Source organism: Lentibacillus salinarum (genome assembly GCF_042679865.1).
Lineage (GTDB): Bacteria > Bacillota > Bacilli > Bacillales > Amphibacillaceae > Lentibacillus > Lentibacillus salinarum.
The window spans coordinates 1-19,343 of record NZ_JBHTNH010000028.1; the positions used below are offsets into that span (position 1 = coordinate 1).

Consider the following 19,343-nt stretch of genomic DNA (forward strand, 5'->3'; position numbering starts at 1 on the left):
GCATGTATTAGGCACGCCGCCAGCGTTCGTCCTGAGCCAAGATCAAACTCTCCAATAAAAAGTTTGCGATAAGATTGACACCGATCAATCTTATGCATATCTTAGCTTCAAAAATTGATACAGGGTTTCGAAGTCTTCTGCCGAAATCAACACGGCTTTCAACTTCTTAACCTGACATCTGTTTCAGGCTGGTTGTTTTGTTCAGTTTTCAAAGAGCAAATTCAATGTCGCCTCTCGAAAGCGACTTAATTAATATATCATCTTCTAACAACAAAGTCAATAACTTTTTTATTGAATTTTTGTTGCCGGCCGCACCTCTTTGCGCGACGTTTAATAATTTACCATGATTCTTTCCCTGAATCAATAGAATTAAACAAAAAAGTTATTGGTTTTTTTATCCAAATGCAACAAAGGTCGAATACAGGCGTCAAATGTTGACCGCCTGAACTCAAGGACTTTCTGCAAAACACTGCTGCCGGAAGATCTCGGTTGGCTGTCAAATTCAACCGCTCGATATCCCAATTGTCACTAACGATTCATCCAGAACGGATAACACCCGTAGCCGGAACTTTAACGTAGTAGCTCCGACTTGGGTCATTACCCGAGAGATGGCACATGACCAGATCATTTACTACGCATTTGCGGAAATAGCAATACATCACGGATGGACGGGGAATCGGTTAGTAGCATAACTAAACGGTCGATCCCGATCCCCAGCCCGCCTGTTGGGGGCATGCCGTATTCCAGTGCTTCCAGAAAATCTTCATCCATTAAATGCGCCTCATCATTGCCTTCCGCTCGTTCTTTTACTTGCGCCTCAAACCGTTCACGCTGATCAATCGGGTCATTCAACTCACTGAAGGCATTCGCATGCTCGCGGCCGACAATGAACAATTCAAAACGGTCTGTAAACCTTTCATCCTCTGCATTCCGTTTGGCAAGCGGGGAAATCTCAACCGGATGGCCGTAAATGAACGTTGGCTGCACAAGTGACTCTTCCACTTTCTGCTCAAAGAACTCATTGAGAATATGGCCGTACGTCATATTCTCCCCAATCACAACGCCATGTTCTTTAGCCAGTTCCCGTACTTGTTCATCATTCATATCCGGCCAAAGATTAACACCTGTATATTCTTTGACGGCATCGACGATATGCAGTCTGCGCCATTCCGGTTCAAGATTAATGGTTTCGTCGCCATACTGAATCTGCATACTGCCAAGTACATCTTTGGCAATATGGGAAATAAGATTTTCCGTCAGAGCCATCACATCATGAAAATCAGCATACGCTTCGTACAGTTCCATCATTGTAAATTCCGGATTATGCCGTGTTGATACCCCTTCATTACGGAAGACCCGTCCGATTTCATATACTTTTTCCATGCCACCGACAATCAACCGTTTTAAATGTAATTCAATCGCGATTCGCATATATAATGGAATCTCCAGCGCATTATGGTATGTTTCAAATGGACGGGCAGATGCACCACCCGGAATGCCGTGCATCATCGGGGTTTCCACTTCAAGAAAGTCATGTTCATCCAAATAACGACGCATTGATCGGATAATCTTACTGCGCAAAATGAATGTCTCTTTACTGTCCGGATTGGTAATCAAATCCAGGTAACGCTGCCGATACCGCTGTTCGACATCTTTCAGCCCATGATATTTTTCCGGTAGAGGCCTTAATGACTTGGTTAATAACGTGAACGTCGATGCCTTGACAGACAGTTCCCCAACTTTTGTCCTGAACATAACACCGGTGACACCGACAATATCCCCCATATCGGCGGACTTAAAAATGTCGTAAGCGTCTTCCCCGATCATATCTTTCCGGACGTAGATCTGGATTTGGCCACTCAGGTCCTGAACGTGGGCAAAGCCTGCTTTTCCCTTACCGCGCTTTGTCATCATACGGCCGGCTATTGTTACGTCATCGTCTTTTTCTTCCAGTTCTTCTTTGGAAAATTGATCATATTGGCTGATCAAGTCAGCTGCTGAATGGGTTCTAGCAAACTTGTCGCCAAACGGGTTCACATTCTTTTCCCCATAAAAGGCAAGCTTGTCCCGCCGTGCCCGCATATGATCATTTAATTCTTCTGTCACCATTATCACTCCATTTTAGACGGCCGGCTCCGCGTTTTTGGGAACCCGGCTTTCAGTAATAAACCCTTCGTTTTTCCCGAAAGGTCAACCATGGTTTTATCGATCAGGAAGCTTTGCTTGATGCTTCCAATACTTCGGCAAATGAGTAGAGAATATCAGTCAGATTTCCGCGGGTCTCCGTTTCATTGATCTTCCGCCGGACTTTGGCATTCCCCTTCAATCCTTTTAAGTACCATGCGGCGTGTTTGCGCATTTCCATAATGGCAATCTTCTCGCCCTTTAATTTAATCAGGCGATCCATATGCAGCAGGCAGACATCAATTTTTTCCTTTGGTGAAGGGTTCGTTACCAGCTCACCGGTTTCAAGGTATTTCACAACCTGATAAATAATCCACGGATTACCAAGGGCCGCGCGTCCAATCATAATGGCGTCCACTCCGGTTTCGTCAAGTCGCTGTTTGGCGACTTGCGGGCTGTCAATGTCACCATTGCCGATGACCGGAATATCAACTGTCTGCTTTACCTGTTTAATAATATCCCAGTCAGCAGAGCCTTCATACATCTGCAGTCGCGTTCTACCATGCAGACCTAACCCTTTAGCACCGGCATCCTCAATCGCCCTGGCGTTATCCAGCGCATAAATATGATCGTCATCCCAGCCACTCCGCATTTTGACAGTAACCGGCTTATCGACGTTAGCCACAACGGCCGACACCATGCGATAAATTTTATCCGGATCGAGCAGCCACTTGGAGCCAGCATCACATTTTGTTACTTTCGGTGCTGGACAGCCCATATTGATATCAATAATGCTTGCGTTTGTGTACTGGTCAACAAACTGAGCAGCCTGCACCAATGAATCCTTTGCACCGCCGAAAATCTGCAGGCTCATCGGCATTTCATCTTCGTCAATGTAGAGCATGTTCATGGATTTTTCATTTTTGTTATTAATTCCTTTGTCATTTACCATCTCAGCGCAGACAAGCCCTGCACCAAACTCCTTCACGGTCAGGCGGAAAGCGTAATTGGATACTCCAGCCATCGGTGCCAGAACAACACGATTCGGGATGGTGATATCACCGATTTGAAACATTAGCTATTCCTCCTTCTTTTCCCCGGGTCAGAATCCGTCAGTTCCAATTTTGATATGCCCAGCCGGCCGGCTATTTGATCCAGCAGGTCATCCGTGGCTCCCTGCGTTCCCCGTTCAACATTTCCAAGCTTGATGATCGGGATTCCCAATTCTTTTGCCAGGCCTATCTGCGTGTAGCCTTTCAATTTACGAAACGCTTTTATTCTTCTGCCGAGCCGTTCTCTGTCCAATGTGCTACACCCTCTATATCACTGTCAGGAAGTTCTTTCATATAATCCGCTATCGTCCTGGAAGTTGATGGTATGGTCAATTCCGGTGCAATGTCACCTAACGGAATAAGTACGAATGCCCGCTCTAGCATACGTGGGTGCGGTAGCGTCAATCGTTCTGTTTCTCTATTTTCCTGATTATAGATTAAAATGTCAAGGTCGACTGTGCGCGGTCCAAAGCGGATCCCTCGTCTTCTCCCCAATTGTTGTTCGACGCCCTGACAAACATCCAACAACTGCCATGACGAAAGGGATGTCTCCACTTCAACAACCATGTTTAAAAAATCAGCCTGATCGGTATAGCCGACAGGTGCTGTCTCATAAATGAACGATTCTTTGGTCACCGTGATGTGCTGATGGGTATTCAAGGCGTTCACTGCCTGCTGCAGATAGTCTTTACGTGGTTCGATATTTGATCCCAGGGCAAGGTAACTATGATTCATTCGTCTCGCTCCCGGAAAATCTCCACAGCAACCGACCGGTAATGGCCCGCAATGGGTGGGTTGGGTTTGGTAACAGTCACTTGGCAAGCTTCCAGCAGATCAAACGCTTGAAACAATTCATCAGCAATGGTTTGCGCAACCGTCTCAACCAAATTTTTCGGCTTCCCTTCCACAACCGTTTTAATCACGTTGTACACCTCACCATAATCAATGGAATCATACATATCATCCGAACGGCTGGACGTTTTCAGATCAAGCATCAATTCGGCATCGACATAAAAACGCTGGCCAAGTCTTGTCTCTTCGGGAAACAGGCCGTGGTATCCATAAAACATCATTTGATTCAGAATAATTTTATCCAAGAGGTGTCACTCCCTGTTTTCCAAGCATCGCATCCATCATTTTTGCCAATTCGGCATGAAGTTTGACATTGTGGACACGAACGATCTGCACACCTTTGGTAATCCCGAGACAGGTAGTGGCCCCGGTGCCATTATCCCGTTCATCTGATGACACATCCAATATTTTGCCGATAAACGATTTACGTGACGTACCGAGAAGCATTGGATAACCAAGATTAGTGAATTGTTCCAGATGATTCATGACCGTCAGATTGTCAGCAGATGTTTTCGCAAAACCAACACCGGGATCAAGCACAATGTTTTCCGGCGAGACACCAGCTTCACGCGTGATATCAATGCTTTCCTGCAAATCAGCCTTCATATCATCAATGAGCGATGTGTAGTTTTTGTTTGTCCGATTATGCATTAATATTATCGGGACATTTCGCTCAGCGGCAATACGTGCTATGCCAGGCTCATGTTTTGCCCCCCAGATATCATTGATGATTTCCGCACCTGCATCAATCGCCTGTCGTGCTGTTTCCGCTTTATAGGTGTCAACGGAGATCGGAACATTGACGTTTTGCCTGACCGCTTCAATGACCGGTAAAATACGCTCAAGTTCCTCCCCCTGCGACACCGGTTCGTGATCCGGCCGAGTAGATTCGCCGCCGATATCAATCATGTCTGCACCCTGCTTTTCCATTAAGACAGCCTGCTCAACGGCTCTTTCCACTGTCGTGTAGCGGCCGCCATCCGAAAACGAATCAGGTGTCACATTCAAAATACCCATAATATGTGTCCGATCAGCTAAATGAAAGGTCTTGGAATCGGTAACTAAGTTCATAACGTACCCTCTTTCATTATCTTTATTATCATTATCCTATCACAGCATGAAAAAAAGGACTAGCATCAATTGTCTGATGCCAATCCTAATCGCTAACCGCCATATTATTCGTCGTCATACTGATAAAGCGGTGTTGACAAGTAACGTTCACCATTATCCGGTATGATCGCTAGCACTTTTTTCCCTTCACCCAATTGTTTGGCGACCTCTTTGGCTGCAGCTATGGCTGCACCCGAGGAAATGCCGCCCAGTATGCCTTCCTGTCTGGCAACATCACGGGATACTTGAAAGGATTCTTCATTGGATATGCGGATCACATCATCATAAAGGGCGGTGTCCAGAATTTCCGGCACAAAACCTGCTCCAAGTCCCTGAATCTTATGCGGGCCTGGTGAATCGCCGGATAAAACAGCAGAATCGTTGGGCTCGACCGCGTAAAGCTTGATCCCGTCAAAATGGTCCTTTAATACTTTGCCGGCTCCCGTTATGGTTCCACCGGTTCCGATCCCGGACACAAACGCATCAAGCCCGTCGCTCATTTGCTTAACAATTTCCTCCCCGGTTGTCCGTGCGTGCACCTCCGGGTTGGCTTCATTGCTGAATTGCTGCGGCATAAAGTAGCCGTATTCTTTTTGCAGTTCTTCCGCCTTCTTGATGGCACCTTTCATGGCATCAGCACCTGGTGTTAATACCAGTTCCGCCCCATATGCACGCAATAGATTACGACGCTCCTGGCTCATCGTATCGGGCATCACTAATATCGCCTTATAGCCTTTGGCGGCCGCCACCATGGCCAGACCGATTCCGGTGTTTCCGCTTGTCGGCTCGATAATGGTGTCGCCTTCTTTTAGCTCTCCCTTTTTCTCAGCAGCTTCAATCATCGAGAGTGCAATCCGGTCTTTTACCGAACTGCCCGGGTTCATAAATTCCAGTTTCAAATAAACATCAGCACTGCCCTTTTCAACGGAGCGGTTCAGTTTGACAATGGGTGTTTCCCCAATCAGACCGGCAATATTATCAGCAACTCTCATACTGTTCCCTCCTAATCCCTAGTATCTTTATAGGTTTTATGTATAATATACGCACAAATCGGAGAAATGTCAATCAAAATAGCCCCTTTTCGTATAGATTGTTGTTACTGGCCTCGCAGCCCGAATACAACGCTTTTCTTTTTGTCCCGTCTTACCTTAGTCATATATCCTGCATCGTTGTCAACTGTGCTATTTCCCGGGCAATCATTTTTTCATCGTCACATGCTTCGCGATTAATCGGCTGATTGTTTAAGTTCTTCCAGCTCATGTTCGGATAGATGATAAACTTCATTACAGAAATGGCAAGTGGCTTCTGCACCGTGATCCTCATCGATCATGTTTTGAATTTCGTCATGACCCAGTCCAGTGATGGCCTGCTCAACACGTTCCCTGGAACATTTGCATTGGAAACGGACAGGCAAACGTCCGTGAATGGTCACATCATCATCGCCAAAAAGCCGCTCCAAGATTTGTTCAGGCGAATTCCCCTGCCGGATTAACGTGGAAATCGGCGGGAATGACTCAATTTTTTGCTCCAGATGCTTAATGTCATCTTCCTCAGCATCAGGCATGACCTGAACAACAAAACCGCCGGAAGCGAGGATGCTGTGGTCCGGGTTAACTAAAACACCAGCACCGACTGCTGAAGGAATTTGCTCTGAGTTGGCAAAGTAATAGGTGAAGTCCTCGCCAATCTCGCCGGATACAATCGGTACTTGACCCGTAAAATGCTCCTTCAGCCCCAAGTCCTTAACGACACTGAGGTTCCCTTCCGTGCCGACCGCACGCGCCACATCCAGCTTGCCCTGCGCGTTCAAATCGAAGTCAACATGCGGGTTAGTGACATAGCCACGTACATCGCCTGTTGCATCACTGTCAGCGATAACCGCACCGATCGGGCCATCCCCTTCGACTTTGACGGTGAGCGAATCTTCACCTTTCAGCATGGCGCCCATCATGGCACTGACGGTGATCGTCCGTCCGAGAGCAGCTGAAGCAGTCGCCCATGTATCCTGTCGGCGTCTCGCTTCTTCCACCGTATTTGTCGAGCTGATGGCATAAGCTCGTACTTTACCGTTATAGACTGTTGCTTTTACGAGGTAATCTTTCATGATTGATTGTCTCCTTTAGACGTATTCACTTTTCGTTCCATATTCTTTTTATAGATCAGATAAAGGCCTTTTAATGTTAAATATTTATCAGCATAATCAATGGTCACGGATGCGTCGGCCATTAACGATGCCAGACCACCGGTAGCAATAACTGTCGGCTCTGCCTGCATTTCCCGTTTCATTCGATTCACGATCCCATCAACCTGTTCGACGTATCCGTAAAACACGCCTGACTGCATCGCTTCGACGGTTGAACGTCCGATCACATGATCCGGCGGCTGGATTTCGATCTTCGGCAGTTTCGATGCTTTGCTATTGAGTGCTTCCATTGATATTAACACCCCGGGCGCAATCAAACCGCCGTGATAAGCCTTATCATCATTAATATAACAATAGGTCGTTGCCGTTCCAAAATCAATGATAATGAGCGGTGCCCCGTATTCGTCAATCGCACCCACCGCGTTCACGATACGGTCAGCCCCAATCTCCTCAGGATGGGGATATGCCATGTTCAAAAAGGCATGAACCGATTCTTTACCGATCACCATTGGTTCCAGATGAAAATACTTGGTGCACATGTTTTCCAGCGCAAACATGATTGGCGGCACCACGGAAGAAATAATCACCCCGGTGATATCGGAGAATGTCAGATTCACGTGTTCGAGCAGCGATTTGACCAGGACAGCAAATTCATCCTCCGTCTTATACCTGTCCGTTTTGATGCGCCATTCGTGAATGAGTGTATCATCCTTAAAAACACCGAGCACCGTATTCGTATTGCCTGCGTCGAGCACAAAAAGCATTTATGACCAAACCTTCCTGTATATACCTTTTCTATCTTTTTACTATATCATAAAGCGAAACTTCATTCAGCAGAGTGCTTTTCTCTGCTGAATGATAGTGAGACTTATCGGGCATTTATGGTCAGTTAACCCCGTTTTTCGGGGGTTTATTGACCATTACATGCGGGGAAAAGCGAAACTTCATTCAGCAGAACGCTTTTCTCTGCTGAAATTAAGGAACAAAGGCTAAAACCGCCACGTCCTGTGGCAACGCCTTTGTGACCTGCATCGTGCAGGCCCGAGACTTATCGGACATTCACGGACAGTTATCCCCCATAGTATGGGGAATTACTGACCATTACATGCGGGGAAAAAATATGCCTTATAATGATTAGAAAAACTTAGGATAGTCAGCTGCTTGACATTTAAAATTATGCGCTTTTCGAGTATATTATTGCTTTAGACCATCGCAGTTGACATACATTTCGCTTTCCGCGGGCTCGCGCCAAGCCTTCTCGAGCCGACACTCTGCAGTTACCGGACTTTCTGAACAACCTCTACAAGATAATACAGCCTAAGAGCAAAAATCAGCCTCTCATGTCATGAGAGGCTGAATCATTTGTCACGCTATTATTCTTTTCTATCTTCCGGATCTGTTGATTCTTGAGTATCCTCGTCTTGTTCCTGACGTTCTTCCCGTCGTTTTTCTTCAGCCTTTTCTTTGGCTTCATCATACGATACAGGTGTCGGTTCCCCGTCATCGTCTTTCGACTGGATATTCACTCTGACATCATCAGAAGATTGATCGTCTTCTTCCGGTTCAGGTAGCACACCGTCTTCAAACAATGATTTGATTTGCTCTCTGTCCAGTGTTTCAACATCAAGCAGGGTCTGCGCCATCAATTCCAACTTATCTTTATGCTCGGTAAGGATTTTCTTGGCACGATCATAGCAGTAATTAATAAAGTTTTGCATTTCTTTATCAATTTCATGCGCAATCGCATCACTGTAATTTTGGTCGTTTTGGATATCACGGCCAAGGAAGACTTCCCCGCCGCCGCTCGTAAACTGCAGCGGACCAATTTTATCACTCATGCCGTATTCCGTAATCATCTTGCGTACAATGTTGGTTGCCTGCTGAAAGTCATTATGGGCGCCTGTACTCACTTCACCGAACATCACTTCTTCAGCGACCCGACCGCCCAATAATCCGGTAATTTTATCGAAAAGTTCCGGTTTGGTTATGAATGACCGGTCTTCTTTCGGCAACTGGATGGCATAACCGCCTGCCTGACCGCGCGGCACAATCGTCACTTTATGAACTTCATCCGCATTCTCCAAGACCAGACCGATAATGGTATGCCCGCTTTCATGGTGGGCAACAATGTCGCGCTCCTTCTTGGAAATAACTTTGCTCTTCTTGGCAGGGCCGACAATAACCCGATCAATCGCTTCGTCCACATCTTCCATGCCGATTTTATCTTTATCGAAGCGCGCTGCCACAAGCGCCGCTTCATTCAACAGGTTCTCCAGATCGGCACCCGAGAATCCCGGTGTTCGCCTCGCAATCGTCTCGAGATCAACTGTATCATCAAATGGTTTATCCCGTGCATGCACTTCCAGTACTTCTTCACGACCTTTGACATCCGGACGGTTAACCGTAATCTGTCTGTCAAAACGTCCCGGGCGCAACAAAGCTGGGTCAAGAATATCCGGACGGTTCGTTGCCGCAATGATGATTATGCCTTCATTGACACCAAATCCATCCATTTCAACCAATAACTGGTTCAGCGTCTGTTCACGCTCATCATGACCGCCGCCAAGACCTGCACCACGTTGCCGACCGACGGCATCAATTTCGTCTATGAAAATGATACATGGCGAGTTTTTCTTAGCATTTTCAAATAAGTCACGTACTCGGGATGCACCGACACCAACGAACATTTCCACAAAGTCCGAACCACTGATGGAGAAAAACGGTGTACCCGCTTCCCCTGCAACAGCACGGGCCAGCAATGTTTTACCTGTTCCCGGAGGTCCTACAAGCAGCACCCCTTTAGGAATTTTTGCCCCGACTGACGAGAACTTACGGGGATCTTTCAGAAAATCAACAACTTCAACGAGTTCTTGTTTTTCTTCATCTGCCCCGGCCACATCCTTGAAACGAACCTTTTTATTATCTTCACTGACCATTTTCGCTTTATTTTTGCCAAAGTTCATGACACGGCCGCCACCGCCGCCTTGAGCCTGGCTTAAAATGAAGAAGAAAAACAGCCCTAATATTAGAAATGGAATAATCGTTGTCAGAAATGTGACCCAGCCGCTTGGTTGTTCCTCTTCTGCTGTACTAAGTTTAGTACTCTGATCTGCCGCTTGTTCGTAAACTTGCGTGACAATGTCTGTCGTATCTGGTACTTGAGCGATAAATTCCTCGCCCCCGGACAGATTACCGGTGATACGCATGATGCCATTAGCCGGCTGCATCGTCATTTCATCGATTTCACCATTATTTAATACATTCATGAATTCCTGGACATCATACTGTTCTCTTTGTTCACCTTGTCCATTAAAGACGCCAATGACGCCGATAACAACTAAGAATATCAGTAAATAAAATATGACATTTCGAAATATCCGATTCATTCCTTACCTCCTCCCAAGCGGGAAAAACTATAAACAATCGTACCATAAAAAAAAGAGCCAACACAACTAATTGTATTTACCTTTCATGCGTATTTATACCGGGCAAATGTGACCTTCCGAGACCGGGTTACGCTTCGTCGCCTCCATAAATTTCCGGCTTGAGCACACCAATATATGGCAGGTTGCGGTAGCGCTCCTGATAGTCCAGCCCGTAACCAACCACAAATTCATTCGGTACCTCAAATCCGACCATATCCGCTTTAATATGTGATGTCCGTCCTAACGGTTTATCAAGTAGCGTCACAATTTTAATGGAGTTTGCTTTCCGATATTTAAATAAATCCACCAGGTAGCTTAATGTCAGACCGCTGTCAATGATATCCTCGATTATCAAAAGGTCCCGACCTTCAACCTTCGTATCCAAGTCTTTGACGATTTTTACTTCGCCTGATGAACGTGTACCGCCGTCATAACTAGACACGTCCATAAAGTCCATCTCCAGATATGTGTGAATATGCCGGAGCACATCCGACATAAACGGCAATGCACCTTTTAAAACGCCAACTGCCAGCGGGAATCTCTCTTCGTATTCTTTCGTCAACTGTTGTCCTAGCTCTTCACATTTGGCGGCAATTTCCTCTTCTGTAATCAATGTTTTTTCAATATCGTTGTGCATGGTGCTCCTCCTATATTATGTATCCCGTTTTGTATAACTGATTTGAATATAAGTGCCATTTTCCGTCTGTACTGGCGGCAAACCTTTTTTCAAACCCGGAAGCCATAAAACAACATTATTATTATCGGTTATGACTGGCCATGTATTCCTTTCATTTACTGGAATTTTAGCATCAATGAAAATATCCTTCACTTTTTTACTTCCGTGTAATCCTGTCCACCGCAAACGATCGCCGGGCTCGCGTGTCCTGATATGCAATGGCAAAGCCACCGCGCCTTTATGGCATACATAGACCGTTTCACGATCACGCTGTGGATCATTGGTGACATCCGCTGCGAACGTAATCCCGCCCGGTAATGCCGTTTCACCAGGAAGGGCCATTATCATATGGTAGGATTCCGGCTGATCGCGCTGGAAATCAAAAGACATCGTCCCATACGATCTGGTGAGCCGTAATTGATGTGGAAAATCAACTTGGACATGACCATGGTCACTCAATAACATCGTCAAAAACGCTTCTTCATGAACATATGTAATGTCTATTTTATTCCCATTGTACAGATATCCCAATATTAGATGAAGCGCTCGCCTTTGTAAAGAACGGGGATATGCTTTAAACGTATGAATATTAAAATGAACACTGGTCTCCGGCTGGCCGAAAATAACGACATCTTGAATCATCTTTTCGGCTTCCCGCTGCAAAAAGGCCTCATCTTCCTGAAGTGATGTGCTCAAATGTCGGATCGTCTGATGCCAATTGTGATTCTTTTCTTTTAATAAGGGCAGGATGTTGTGCCGATAATCATTTCGTGTATATGTACTTTCTATGTTGGACGGGTCTCGTCTTGGTGTGATGCCATGTTCCCTGCAATAGTGTTCGATTTGTTCTTTCGTGACACATAAAAAAGGCCGGATAATCTTCCCGGAAGCAAAATCCCGCTCCAACGGAATACCTGCCAGTGATTTGACACTGGCTGAGTGGACAAGCCCCATCACCATCGTCTCCGCCTGATCATCGGCATGATGGCCAAATGCAAGATAGTCTGCTTGGTACGTGGTCATCTGTTCGGCAAAAAATTGATAGCGGCGTTCTCTTGCCGCCACCTGTGTCCCGATCTGTTTTTCCTGCTTATAGGCTGGCACATCCAATGATGTCCCGACAAATTCAATGCCCCACTGTTGACACATCTGTCTGACATAGTCAAGATCGTCCAGCGATTCCTGCCCGCGCAGCTGATGATCAACCGAGATAGCAATCAGACGCAAATCCCATTCCGCACGCACCTTGTAAAAAAAGTGAAGCAATGCCATGGAGTCCGGCCCGCCCGAGACGGCAATCAAAACCGTTGAATGCTCGTTTATCAATTGATGATGCTTCATAAATGCGCGAACTGTGTTATCCATCATAATTCCTTTCCAGATTTAGCAAGTTCCCTCTGATTACCTCTTTTATTCTATCACAATTTGATAGCCTGACAAAGCGTCATGTTGCCGGTATAGCTCAAGGCAGCAAGAGTGATGAAAGGTAATAAACTAAAGCGGTCAGAAGAATCCCACCACCCTCTTTAAAGGGCGCCTGGGAGAGTGTCGTGTGACGGGTACGGCTATCCGACCTCCCCCGGGTTCGCTGGCGGTTGATCGCATTTACAACGTCTTGCCGCATATCAGCACTTGTCCGATAATGGCCAAGCAGCGCTTTTTTCAGCGTGTCTTGGTATACGCGCAGCTGCCTGACGTCGTGTAACTTTTTCATCAGCGTTGCCTTTGGGTTCGATCCTTTTTCAAACCGTTTAGGATAATATATATTTAAAAACACCATCACTAATGCAAATAAATCGTAACCTGGTTCCGCACGTCTTGAACCAAGCCCCCAGTAACCACGGTCATAGAATTCGGTGTATTCCTTGATTGAACGGCCGATTTGCGTTGTCCCGCCAACATCAATCCACCGTACTTTCGGGGGCTGTGAGATCACGATAAGATTATCCGGTTTAAAATCCCCAAACACCCAACCAGCCCGATGCAGCTGCTCAAGATCATCGAGCAGCTGCAGCATCAAAATACCGACCCATTCATGACCGTGTCTGCCAATAAATCGGCTTAACGATCCCCCCTGCAGAAATTCCATGACGTAGAATGAATACTTCCTGTGCTGTGAAACTTCCCAGTCGTCCACATCCAGCAAAGAAGGTCCAAGACGACTGCCTTGGACCTTATCGAGTGACTTCAGGACATTGACTTCCATCGTCATGGATGTGGCATTTTCACTGACTTTCAACGCTGCATAATGACCGTTCCGTTCGCACAAGTAGACCGTCCCGACTGCACCATGACCGAGTTTCCTTCTTATGACGTAACGATGCTGATGCCATTTTCCGGTAATGACGGTGCCCGGTCTTATGCTAATACCCTGCTTCTTCCATGCCTGGTTCATCTTCATCCCTCAGGTTTCGTAACAAGCCTTTTTTGCCAAATTGGTACATCGCTTCTCGTATGGCCGGTCCGGTTGGTGTGATGCCACCGCTCGTCAACTTTGGGAAGACCGTCGAGATTGAATCGAGCTTAGGCGACCAGTCAAGCACTTTGCCGATACTTTTGCGCTTTCCGGGAAAACTATATATCGCAAACCGGTTCCGCCCAATCCGAGCATTCAGGCTGATTGATAAATCGGTTAACGCTTCTTTAACGGTGGGCAGCTTATCATGCATGCTGGCACTCGTATCTGTCAGCACCAGCACTTCCAGATCACATGTCTCACCCATGTCTTCCACCACTTCCATGATCTCGCCCCGTTTGTCCGGTTCAATCTCCTCAAGGGTCTGATCCGGCCCGAGTATCTGTTTCAGTTCCTGATTGACAAACCCCTGCAGTGTCTGAGTCATCGCCTGTTGTGTGACTGTCTGGACAGTCTGGGATAAAGCCTGCTTATAAACAATCTGGCTGACCCCACCGCCGGATAAAGCAATGTCCTCCACTTCCTGCAGCCCGTCAGGTTCCTCTGTCTGGTCATCATCCATAATCCCGATCACGTTGACGCTGATCCCCTGCTGCTGGGCGAGCGCTGCTGTCACAGCCGGATCTTCGCCCTTGTTCGAACAGCCATCTGTTATTAACAAAATTTGCTTCAACGTTCCTTTTTTCACCTGGCATACCTCCCTCTTATCCACTACCATCATCGCCACAATCGCCGGCCGATATACGTGGACAGAGACGTAAAACAAAAGCAGCCCGCGCCGCACCTCTCCCTGTGGCAGCATCGAACTGCTAAAGCTGTTATAACCATCCGTCACTGGGCCGCTTCGGCATAAGCGGCATTCATGGGGATAGAGGTCCATTGCGGTGAATTTTTTGTCACTTTAGCAACAACCACTGTCATATCATCATCAATCGCCCCACCTGTCCGGACGACTTCTTCCAATATTAAATCGGCCATTTCCTGCGGGTCATCGGTTTTCATATCCCTGACTTTCCGTTTCAGCCATGCATCCGTATTGTCGATATGCTTCGGCCCATCCAGAATCCCATCACTCATCATGATTAAAATATCGCCTGATTTCAGCTGTTCCCCGACAATTTCAACATCAAATTCCTGAATAATCCCCATGGGCAAATTACTGGCCTCAACATTAATGATTTCCTCGCCCCGTTTGATCAGACTTGGGGTCGAGCCAATTTTCAAAAACCGGACGAACGCATTATGCAGGTTGATGACCGCCAGATCCAGGGTGGCATACATTTCATCCGTCGTGCGCAGCGATAAAATCGAATTAATCGATTTAATCGCGACACTTTCCGGGATACCCGTCTGCAAAATCTGTTGCAATAATCGCAAAGTCTCCTCACTTTCCTCGCTGGCGCGCCGGCCGTTACCCATGCCATCACTGATCGCCATCGCATACTTGCCTTCACCCAGCTCAATCGTCCGATAACTGTCACCCGAAACAATCCCGCCACCTTTTGCGGCATTCGCGATCCCGGTATCCACGACATACTCCTTTGCCGAACCGAACACCAGTTGACAATAACCATTCGGAAATGGTGAGACCTCTTCATTTTTCACGATGATCATTTCGTTTAAAATATCGGATAAAACCGGGGCGATCAGCTTGGGCCCTTCTCCGCGGTAATCATAAAATGACACGGTCATCTCAATATCAATATTTCCCTTTTCCAGCCGGTAAATGTCCAGCTTCTCCAGTACGATCCCCATATTTTTTAGTGTGTTGATGATTTGCATTTCTTGAATTTCGTGATGCTGCCGCTCTTTAAGAATCTCATTGGCAAAATCATCCATAACCTCTGACACGCCCTGCAATTGATCGGAGACAAACCGCTTGCTTTCCATCACTTGTTTTTTTAGTTTTTTGTTCGCTTCAAAAAAGGAGATTTCCTCATTCATCGCATCCAATACTTTTTTGGATTTGACACAATGATTTTCAAATGCATGAAGGGTCTTGCGATTCGGCTCTATACCTTCTTCAAGGTCATCCTTTAAATGTTCCATCAGTGAATATGTTTTATCAAATTGCTGCTGCCAGCACCGCTCTTTCATAAAACAGGATTGACATGTTTTTTCGGTCACCTGGCTGAGAAAATAATCCGTTTCGCGCCTATTGGCCAGCGTATCTTCTTTCAATTCCTCCGCTGCCGAGAAACTTTTCGACAGTGCCTCAAAGACATCGGAAAATTGCTCAACGCGTTTGGCTGTTACATTGCGGACTTTCTGTAAATACTGTTCCTGCTCGTTGGTATGTTCCTCGGTTCCGGGCACATACCGGGACAATTGCTTGATCCAGCTTGACGGGGTGAGCATAAATAAGCCAATCGCGATGGTTGTTTCGGTAATGGACGGTATGATACCCGCCACATCAGCATAAATCGCCACGAGAAACGTCCCGACCAAAAGGCCGATACTGACGCCGATCTTGTTGCCCTCTTTAAGAAGACCACCAAGCAGTCCGGAAAACGCAAGCAAACTCATCTGATAAAGATTGGCCACATTGGCAAGTGATAAAATCAGACCGGCTACGACGCCCACGGTTGACCCAATGGCCGCTCCCCCGACAAATGCCAGCAGCAGGACAAAATACCGGGAAAAAATTTGTTCAATCGAGGCATTATACACTTCCCAGCCGATCGTACCGGTCAGAATCGACGCCAGAAGGATAATCAGACAAACAATTTCCTCGTTTTTTAATGTGGGTTTAAAACGTTGTGGTGATAATAATGGAATGCTTTGCATAAAGATAAGAACAAGAACGGTTCCCAAAACCCCTTCGACTAACAGAAGCATCCATTCATACGATGACAGCTGCCCCCATATCGAATAAATAAACAACCGGGGAGCTGCTGTGGAAACGAACACAAACAGCGGTATCAGAATCTGCTGCTTTTGGACATGTTTAAAGATGCCGGCCAAAAAAACGAAGGTAATCATCGCCAATGTGATAAACGCACTGTGCATTAACGAAAAGCTTAACGTTCCGGCTAGGATGGACAGCATGACTTTTGGTGCCTTATCCCTATGTATAAGCCACACCGCGGCCAAAAACCCGATAGCAAACGGTGAGACAACCGACAGGATGACAGCCCGTCCAAGTAAAAAACCAACAAGATAAAAAAGCCAGCCTTGTTCAAAGAGCAGGGTTTTCATCTGTGCGGAAAGTTTCGTATGGAATTTTTCCCACCAGCCCTTATGAACGCTAAGCCCTTTGGATTCCATTCCTGAGACTGAATTGATCATATCCTACCACTCCCTCTTGCCAACTATTAAAACATAGGATGCATTCTATTTTTGTCAAAACAACAGAGCGAATCCAAAAAATCGTTCGACTGGTTTCTAAGTGGACAAGCGATTTTCTACATCTGGTTCCGTATTCTGTATAGTGGTGTCACCTTTTCGGTTTGCGGCGGGCGATTTCAGCCGTTTTCAAATTTCCCCATTGACACACAGCCAACGGTGTTGTATTATATTTTTTGTGACTGAATTTGGCGGTGTAGCTCAGCTGGCGAGAGCGTACGGTTCATACCCGTGAGGTCGTGGGTTCGAACCCCTCCACCGCTACTATAAGATAAATACGGCTAGCACCTACCCGCGAGGTCAGCGGCCGGAATTGCAGAAATCGGTGAGTCAGCCGATTTCCTTTTTTACCCTAAAAAAGCAAAAGCAGGTGCCGCGATCAAGCGCAGCACCTGCTTATTTATATCGTTAATTTATCATCAATTGTTCGTAGACAGCAAACGTGCTATCCTCTTTTAGCACCTCGACCTCCGCGTTTGGATTCCGTGTGCTTCTTTAAAGAGGCTAAACGGTCTTCCGAATCTTTTAGAAATTTGTTCATTTTTGATTCAAATGATTCCGAACGTTGACGATTACGTTGGCGTGGCGGTCTATCTTTTGCTTTTTTGATGGAAAGCCCTATTTTGCCGTCATCCTGGACATTGAGCACTTTGACCGTTACCTCGTCACCAACGCTCAAATGTTCATGAATGTCTTTAACATAGTTATCGGCAACCTCACTGATATGCACAAGGCCTGTTTTTCCTTCCTCAACTTCCACAAAGGCCCCAAAGTTCGTGATACCAGTCACCTTACCCTGCAGCTTGCTGCCTACTTCGATTGACATAAAAAAAGTGCTCCTCCTTAGAATTTTAAAAAGTATACTTCCTATATATTATAGCCAGTCATGTAAAAGTGTGTCAATAAGAGGGGTCTTCTTCAGGGATTTTAAAAATTAATTCGCCTTTTTTTGAGAAGAAATAATTGGTCCTTGCAATATCCAACACATATTCTTCATCATTCAGCAGTTCAATTTCTTCCTTCAAGTTCTGTTCCGTTTTTTCCAGTGTGGCCACCTCGTTCTGCAGCTGTTCATATTGCGATTCTTTTTTCTCATAAAGGGCACGCTGGTTAAAATGGTAAGTTGCCAAACTGCCGACAGCTATGGCCACTACAATGGAAAATAAAACAAGCCGCCGTATCACCCGCTGTTTCTTGCGTTTTTGCCGCTCTATGTAGGCATCATACTGCTGCATATAATTTGAATCGAGCCTAGTCACGTTTTTCTTCCTGAAAGGCACAGGTCTACCTCCTTTTAGACAGCCACTTATTTAGCCATTTCTTACAGGTATTCTCTATTGTACTATAAAATCCTGCAATTTTGTGTAAATTTTTTTGGATTGAATACGGAAGCATCCGGTAAATAAGTCGGAGCAGCCAAAAGACCGGAACCCATACGATTTTTAGGATATGGCGGACCACATGCCACAGCAGTTTGCCTGTAAACACAACCACCGTCACCAGCAATTGTACGATAAACAGGATCGGTGTCACAATGATCGCTCTTATCATATTAGCCAGCATATGATAAATCGACATCGTCATACGGATCACCCGTTCCAGCAGCCGTTTATAAACTTTGGCTGCTAGGGCTTGGTACATGGCAAATCCCAGTAACAAGGCAACAAACACATAAAATCGTAGCTCACCACTGTTTACCCGAAACAAAACATAATATAACAGCAATGTCTGCGTCAGCCAAAAACTGATTTCCATAACATAGACAAGAAAGACACGAGGCCGCCAATAGATGGAAAGACGCCGAAATGTATCCAGCGCCATCCCCAGATAGAAGCCACCGCAGGTCATGGAAATCATCGTGATGAACTGTACATCGAGTGTCATTTGAATAGCTTGCTAAAGAACCCTTTAGCTTTCTCCTGATGGTGTTCATCGACATAGGACAGCTCGTACACTTTGCCTTTGATCGTAACCAGGCCATCTCCCACATCCAGGTTTTTCATTTGCAGATTTTGCCCTCGGATAATTAAATAACCCATGACCGTTTCCAGTAAAAACTCTTCATTATCAAAGCTGTCGACTTCCTTGACGCCGGTTATCTCCAGGTTTTTCCGGTTATTCATTTTGACCATATGATCCTCATGCGTCCGTTTAACCGGTTGCTGTTCATAGTCATTCATACAATTCGCCCTCCTTATCA

At 46.1% G+C, this 19,343-nt stretch carries 19 protein-coding genes and 1 tRNA gene; 1 reads left to right on the plus strand and 19 read right to left on the minus strand.

Translation table 11 applies throughout. The features are described from left to right. Positions 1-624 precede the first annotated feature (624 nt). From lysS to spoIIE, 15 genes are all read right to left on the minus strand, one after another. Positions 625-2,106, minus strand: coding sequence for a lysine--tRNA ligase (gene lysS, locus ACFQ4A_RS12760; protein WP_382401218.1), 1,482 nt, complete (start codon positions 2,104-2,106; stop codon positions 625-627). A 103-nt stretch (positions 2,107-2,209) separates the two neighbouring features. Then, complete coding sequence (gene dusB / locus ACFQ4A_RS12765; RefSeq protein ID WP_382401220.1) at positions 2,210-3,199, minus strand: tRNA dihydrouridine synthase DusB; 990 nt, start codon at positions 3,197-3,199, stop codon at positions 2,210-2,212. Continuing rightward, positions 3,199-3,429 (minus strand): helix-turn-helix domain-containing protein, encoded by a 231-nt coding sequence (locus tag ACFQ4A_RS12770; RefSeq protein ID WP_382401222.1) that lies wholly within the window; start codon positions 3,427-3,429, stop codon positions 3,199-3,201. Before ACFQ4A_RS12770 ends, dusB begins: the two co-directional genes overlap by 1 nt. Then, positions 3,399-3,911, minus strand: a complete 513-nt coding sequence (gene folK / locus ACFQ4A_RS12775; RefSeq protein WP_382401224.1) for a 2-amino-4-hydroxy-6-hydroxymethyldihydropteridine diphosphokinase — start codon at positions 3,909-3,911, stop codon at positions 3,399-3,401. The genes ACFQ4A_RS12770 and folK overlap by 31 nt, the downstream gene beginning before the upstream one ends. Then, positions 3,908-4,273 (minus strand): dihydroneopterin aldolase, encoded by a 366-nt coding sequence (gene folB, locus ACFQ4A_RS12780; RefSeq protein ID WP_382401226.1) that lies wholly within the window; start codon positions 4,271-4,273, stop codon positions 3,908-3,910. The genes folK and folB overlap by 4 nt, the downstream gene beginning before the upstream one ends. Continuing rightward, entirely contained in the window at positions 4,266-5,099 is an 834-nt protein-coding gene (gene folP / locus ACFQ4A_RS12785; RefSeq protein WP_382401228.1) for a dihydropteroate synthase, read from the minus strand. Before folP ends, folB begins: the two co-directional genes overlap by 8 nt. A 104-nt stretch (positions 5,100-5,203) precedes the next feature. After that, a complete protein-coding gene (cysK, locus tag ACFQ4A_RS12790) occupies positions 5,204-6,130 on the minus strand; it encodes a cysteine synthase A (RefSeq protein ID WP_382401230.1) in 927 nt (308 codons plus the stop codon). A gap of 233 nt (positions 6,131-6,363) precedes the next feature. Continuing rightward, positions 6,364-7,242, minus strand: a complete 879-nt coding sequence (gene hslO / locus ACFQ4A_RS12795; RefSeq protein WP_382401232.1) for an Hsp33 family molecular chaperone HslO — start codon at positions 7,240-7,242, stop codon at positions 6,364-6,366. Beyond that, positions 7,239-8,045, minus strand: a complete 807-nt coding sequence (locus ACFQ4A_RS12800) for a type III pantothenate kinase (RefSeq protein WP_382401234.1) — start codon at positions 8,043-8,045, stop codon at positions 7,239-7,241. The genes hslO and ACFQ4A_RS12800 overlap by 4 nt, the downstream gene beginning before the upstream one ends. Before the next feature lie 609 nt (positions 8,046-8,654). Then, positions 8,655-10,667 (minus strand): ATP-dependent zinc metalloprotease FtsH, encoded by a 2,013-nt coding sequence (gene ftsH, locus ACFQ4A_RS12805; protein ID WP_382401236.1) that lies wholly within the window; start codon positions 10,665-10,667, stop codon positions 8,655-8,657. 127 nt (positions 10,668-10,794) lie between these two features. Beyond that, entirely contained in the window at positions 10,795-11,343 is a 549-nt protein-coding gene (hpt, locus tag ACFQ4A_RS12810) for a hypoxanthine phosphoribosyltransferase (RefSeq protein ID WP_382401238.1), read from the minus strand. Positions 11,344-11,358: 15 nt separating this feature from the next. Further along, complete coding sequence (gene tilS, locus ACFQ4A_RS12815) at positions 11,359-12,747, minus strand: tRNA lysidine(34) synthetase TilS (RefSeq protein WP_382401240.1); 1,389 nt, start codon at positions 12,745-12,747, stop codon at positions 11,359-11,361. Between the two features lie 97 nt (positions 12,748-12,844). Next, the gene (locus ACFQ4A_RS12820; protein WP_382401242.1) at positions 12,845-13,783 is read right to left on the minus strand and encodes a protein kinase domain-containing protein; all 939 of its coding nucleotides are present in this window, start codon (positions 13,781-13,783) and stop codon (positions 12,845-12,847) included. Continuing rightward, a complete protein-coding gene (locus tag ACFQ4A_RS12825) occupies positions 13,746-14,486 on the minus strand; it encodes a VWA domain-containing protein (RefSeq protein WP_382401244.1) in 741 nt (246 codons plus the stop codon). Before ACFQ4A_RS12825 ends, ACFQ4A_RS12820 begins: the two co-directional genes overlap by 38 nt. Before the next feature lie 143 nt (positions 14,487-14,629). Next, positions 14,630-17,086, minus strand: coding sequence for a stage II sporulation protein E (gene spoIIE, locus ACFQ4A_RS12830; RefSeq protein WP_382401246.1), 2,457 nt, complete (start codon positions 17,084-17,086; stop codon positions 14,630-14,632). A gap of 247 nt (positions 17,087-17,333) precedes the next feature. Here spoIIE and ACFQ4A_RS12835 point away from each other — a divergent pair. Further along, positions 17,334-17,407: transfer RNA gene (locus ACFQ4A_RS12835), tRNA-Met, on the plus strand. A 181-nt stretch (positions 17,408-17,588) separates the two neighbouring features. On the opposite strand, the gene ACFQ4A_RS12840 is transcribed toward ACFQ4A_RS12835, so the two are convergent. From ACFQ4A_RS12840 to yabP, 4 genes are all read right to left on the minus strand, one after another. Next, entirely contained in the window at positions 17,589-17,969 is a 381-nt protein-coding gene (locus ACFQ4A_RS12840) for a S1 domain-containing RNA-binding protein (RefSeq protein ID WP_382401248.1), read from the minus strand. Between the two features lie 73 nt (positions 17,970-18,042). Next, positions 18,043-18,423: an FtsB family cell division protein gene (locus tag ACFQ4A_RS12845; protein ID WP_382401250.1), complete on the minus strand. Its 381-nt coding sequence runs from the start codon at positions 18,421-18,423 to the stop codon at positions 18,043-18,045. A 4-nt stretch (positions 18,424-18,427) separates the two neighbouring features. Then, the gene (gene yabQ / locus ACFQ4A_RS12850) at positions 18,428-19,027 is read right to left on the minus strand and encodes a spore cortex biosynthesis protein YabQ (RefSeq protein ID WP_382401252.1); all 600 of its coding nucleotides are present in this window, start codon (positions 19,025-19,027) and stop codon (positions 18,428-18,430) included. Next, positions 19,024-19,323 carry a sporulation protein YabP gene (yabP, locus tag ACFQ4A_RS12855; protein ID WP_382401254.1) on the minus strand — a complete coding sequence of 100 codons (300 nt, stop codon included), beginning with the start codon at positions 19,321-19,323 and terminating at the stop codon, positions 19,024-19,026. The genes yabQ and yabP overlap by 4 nt, the downstream gene beginning before the upstream one ends. Between the last annotated feature and the right edge of the window lie 20 nt (positions 19,324-19,343).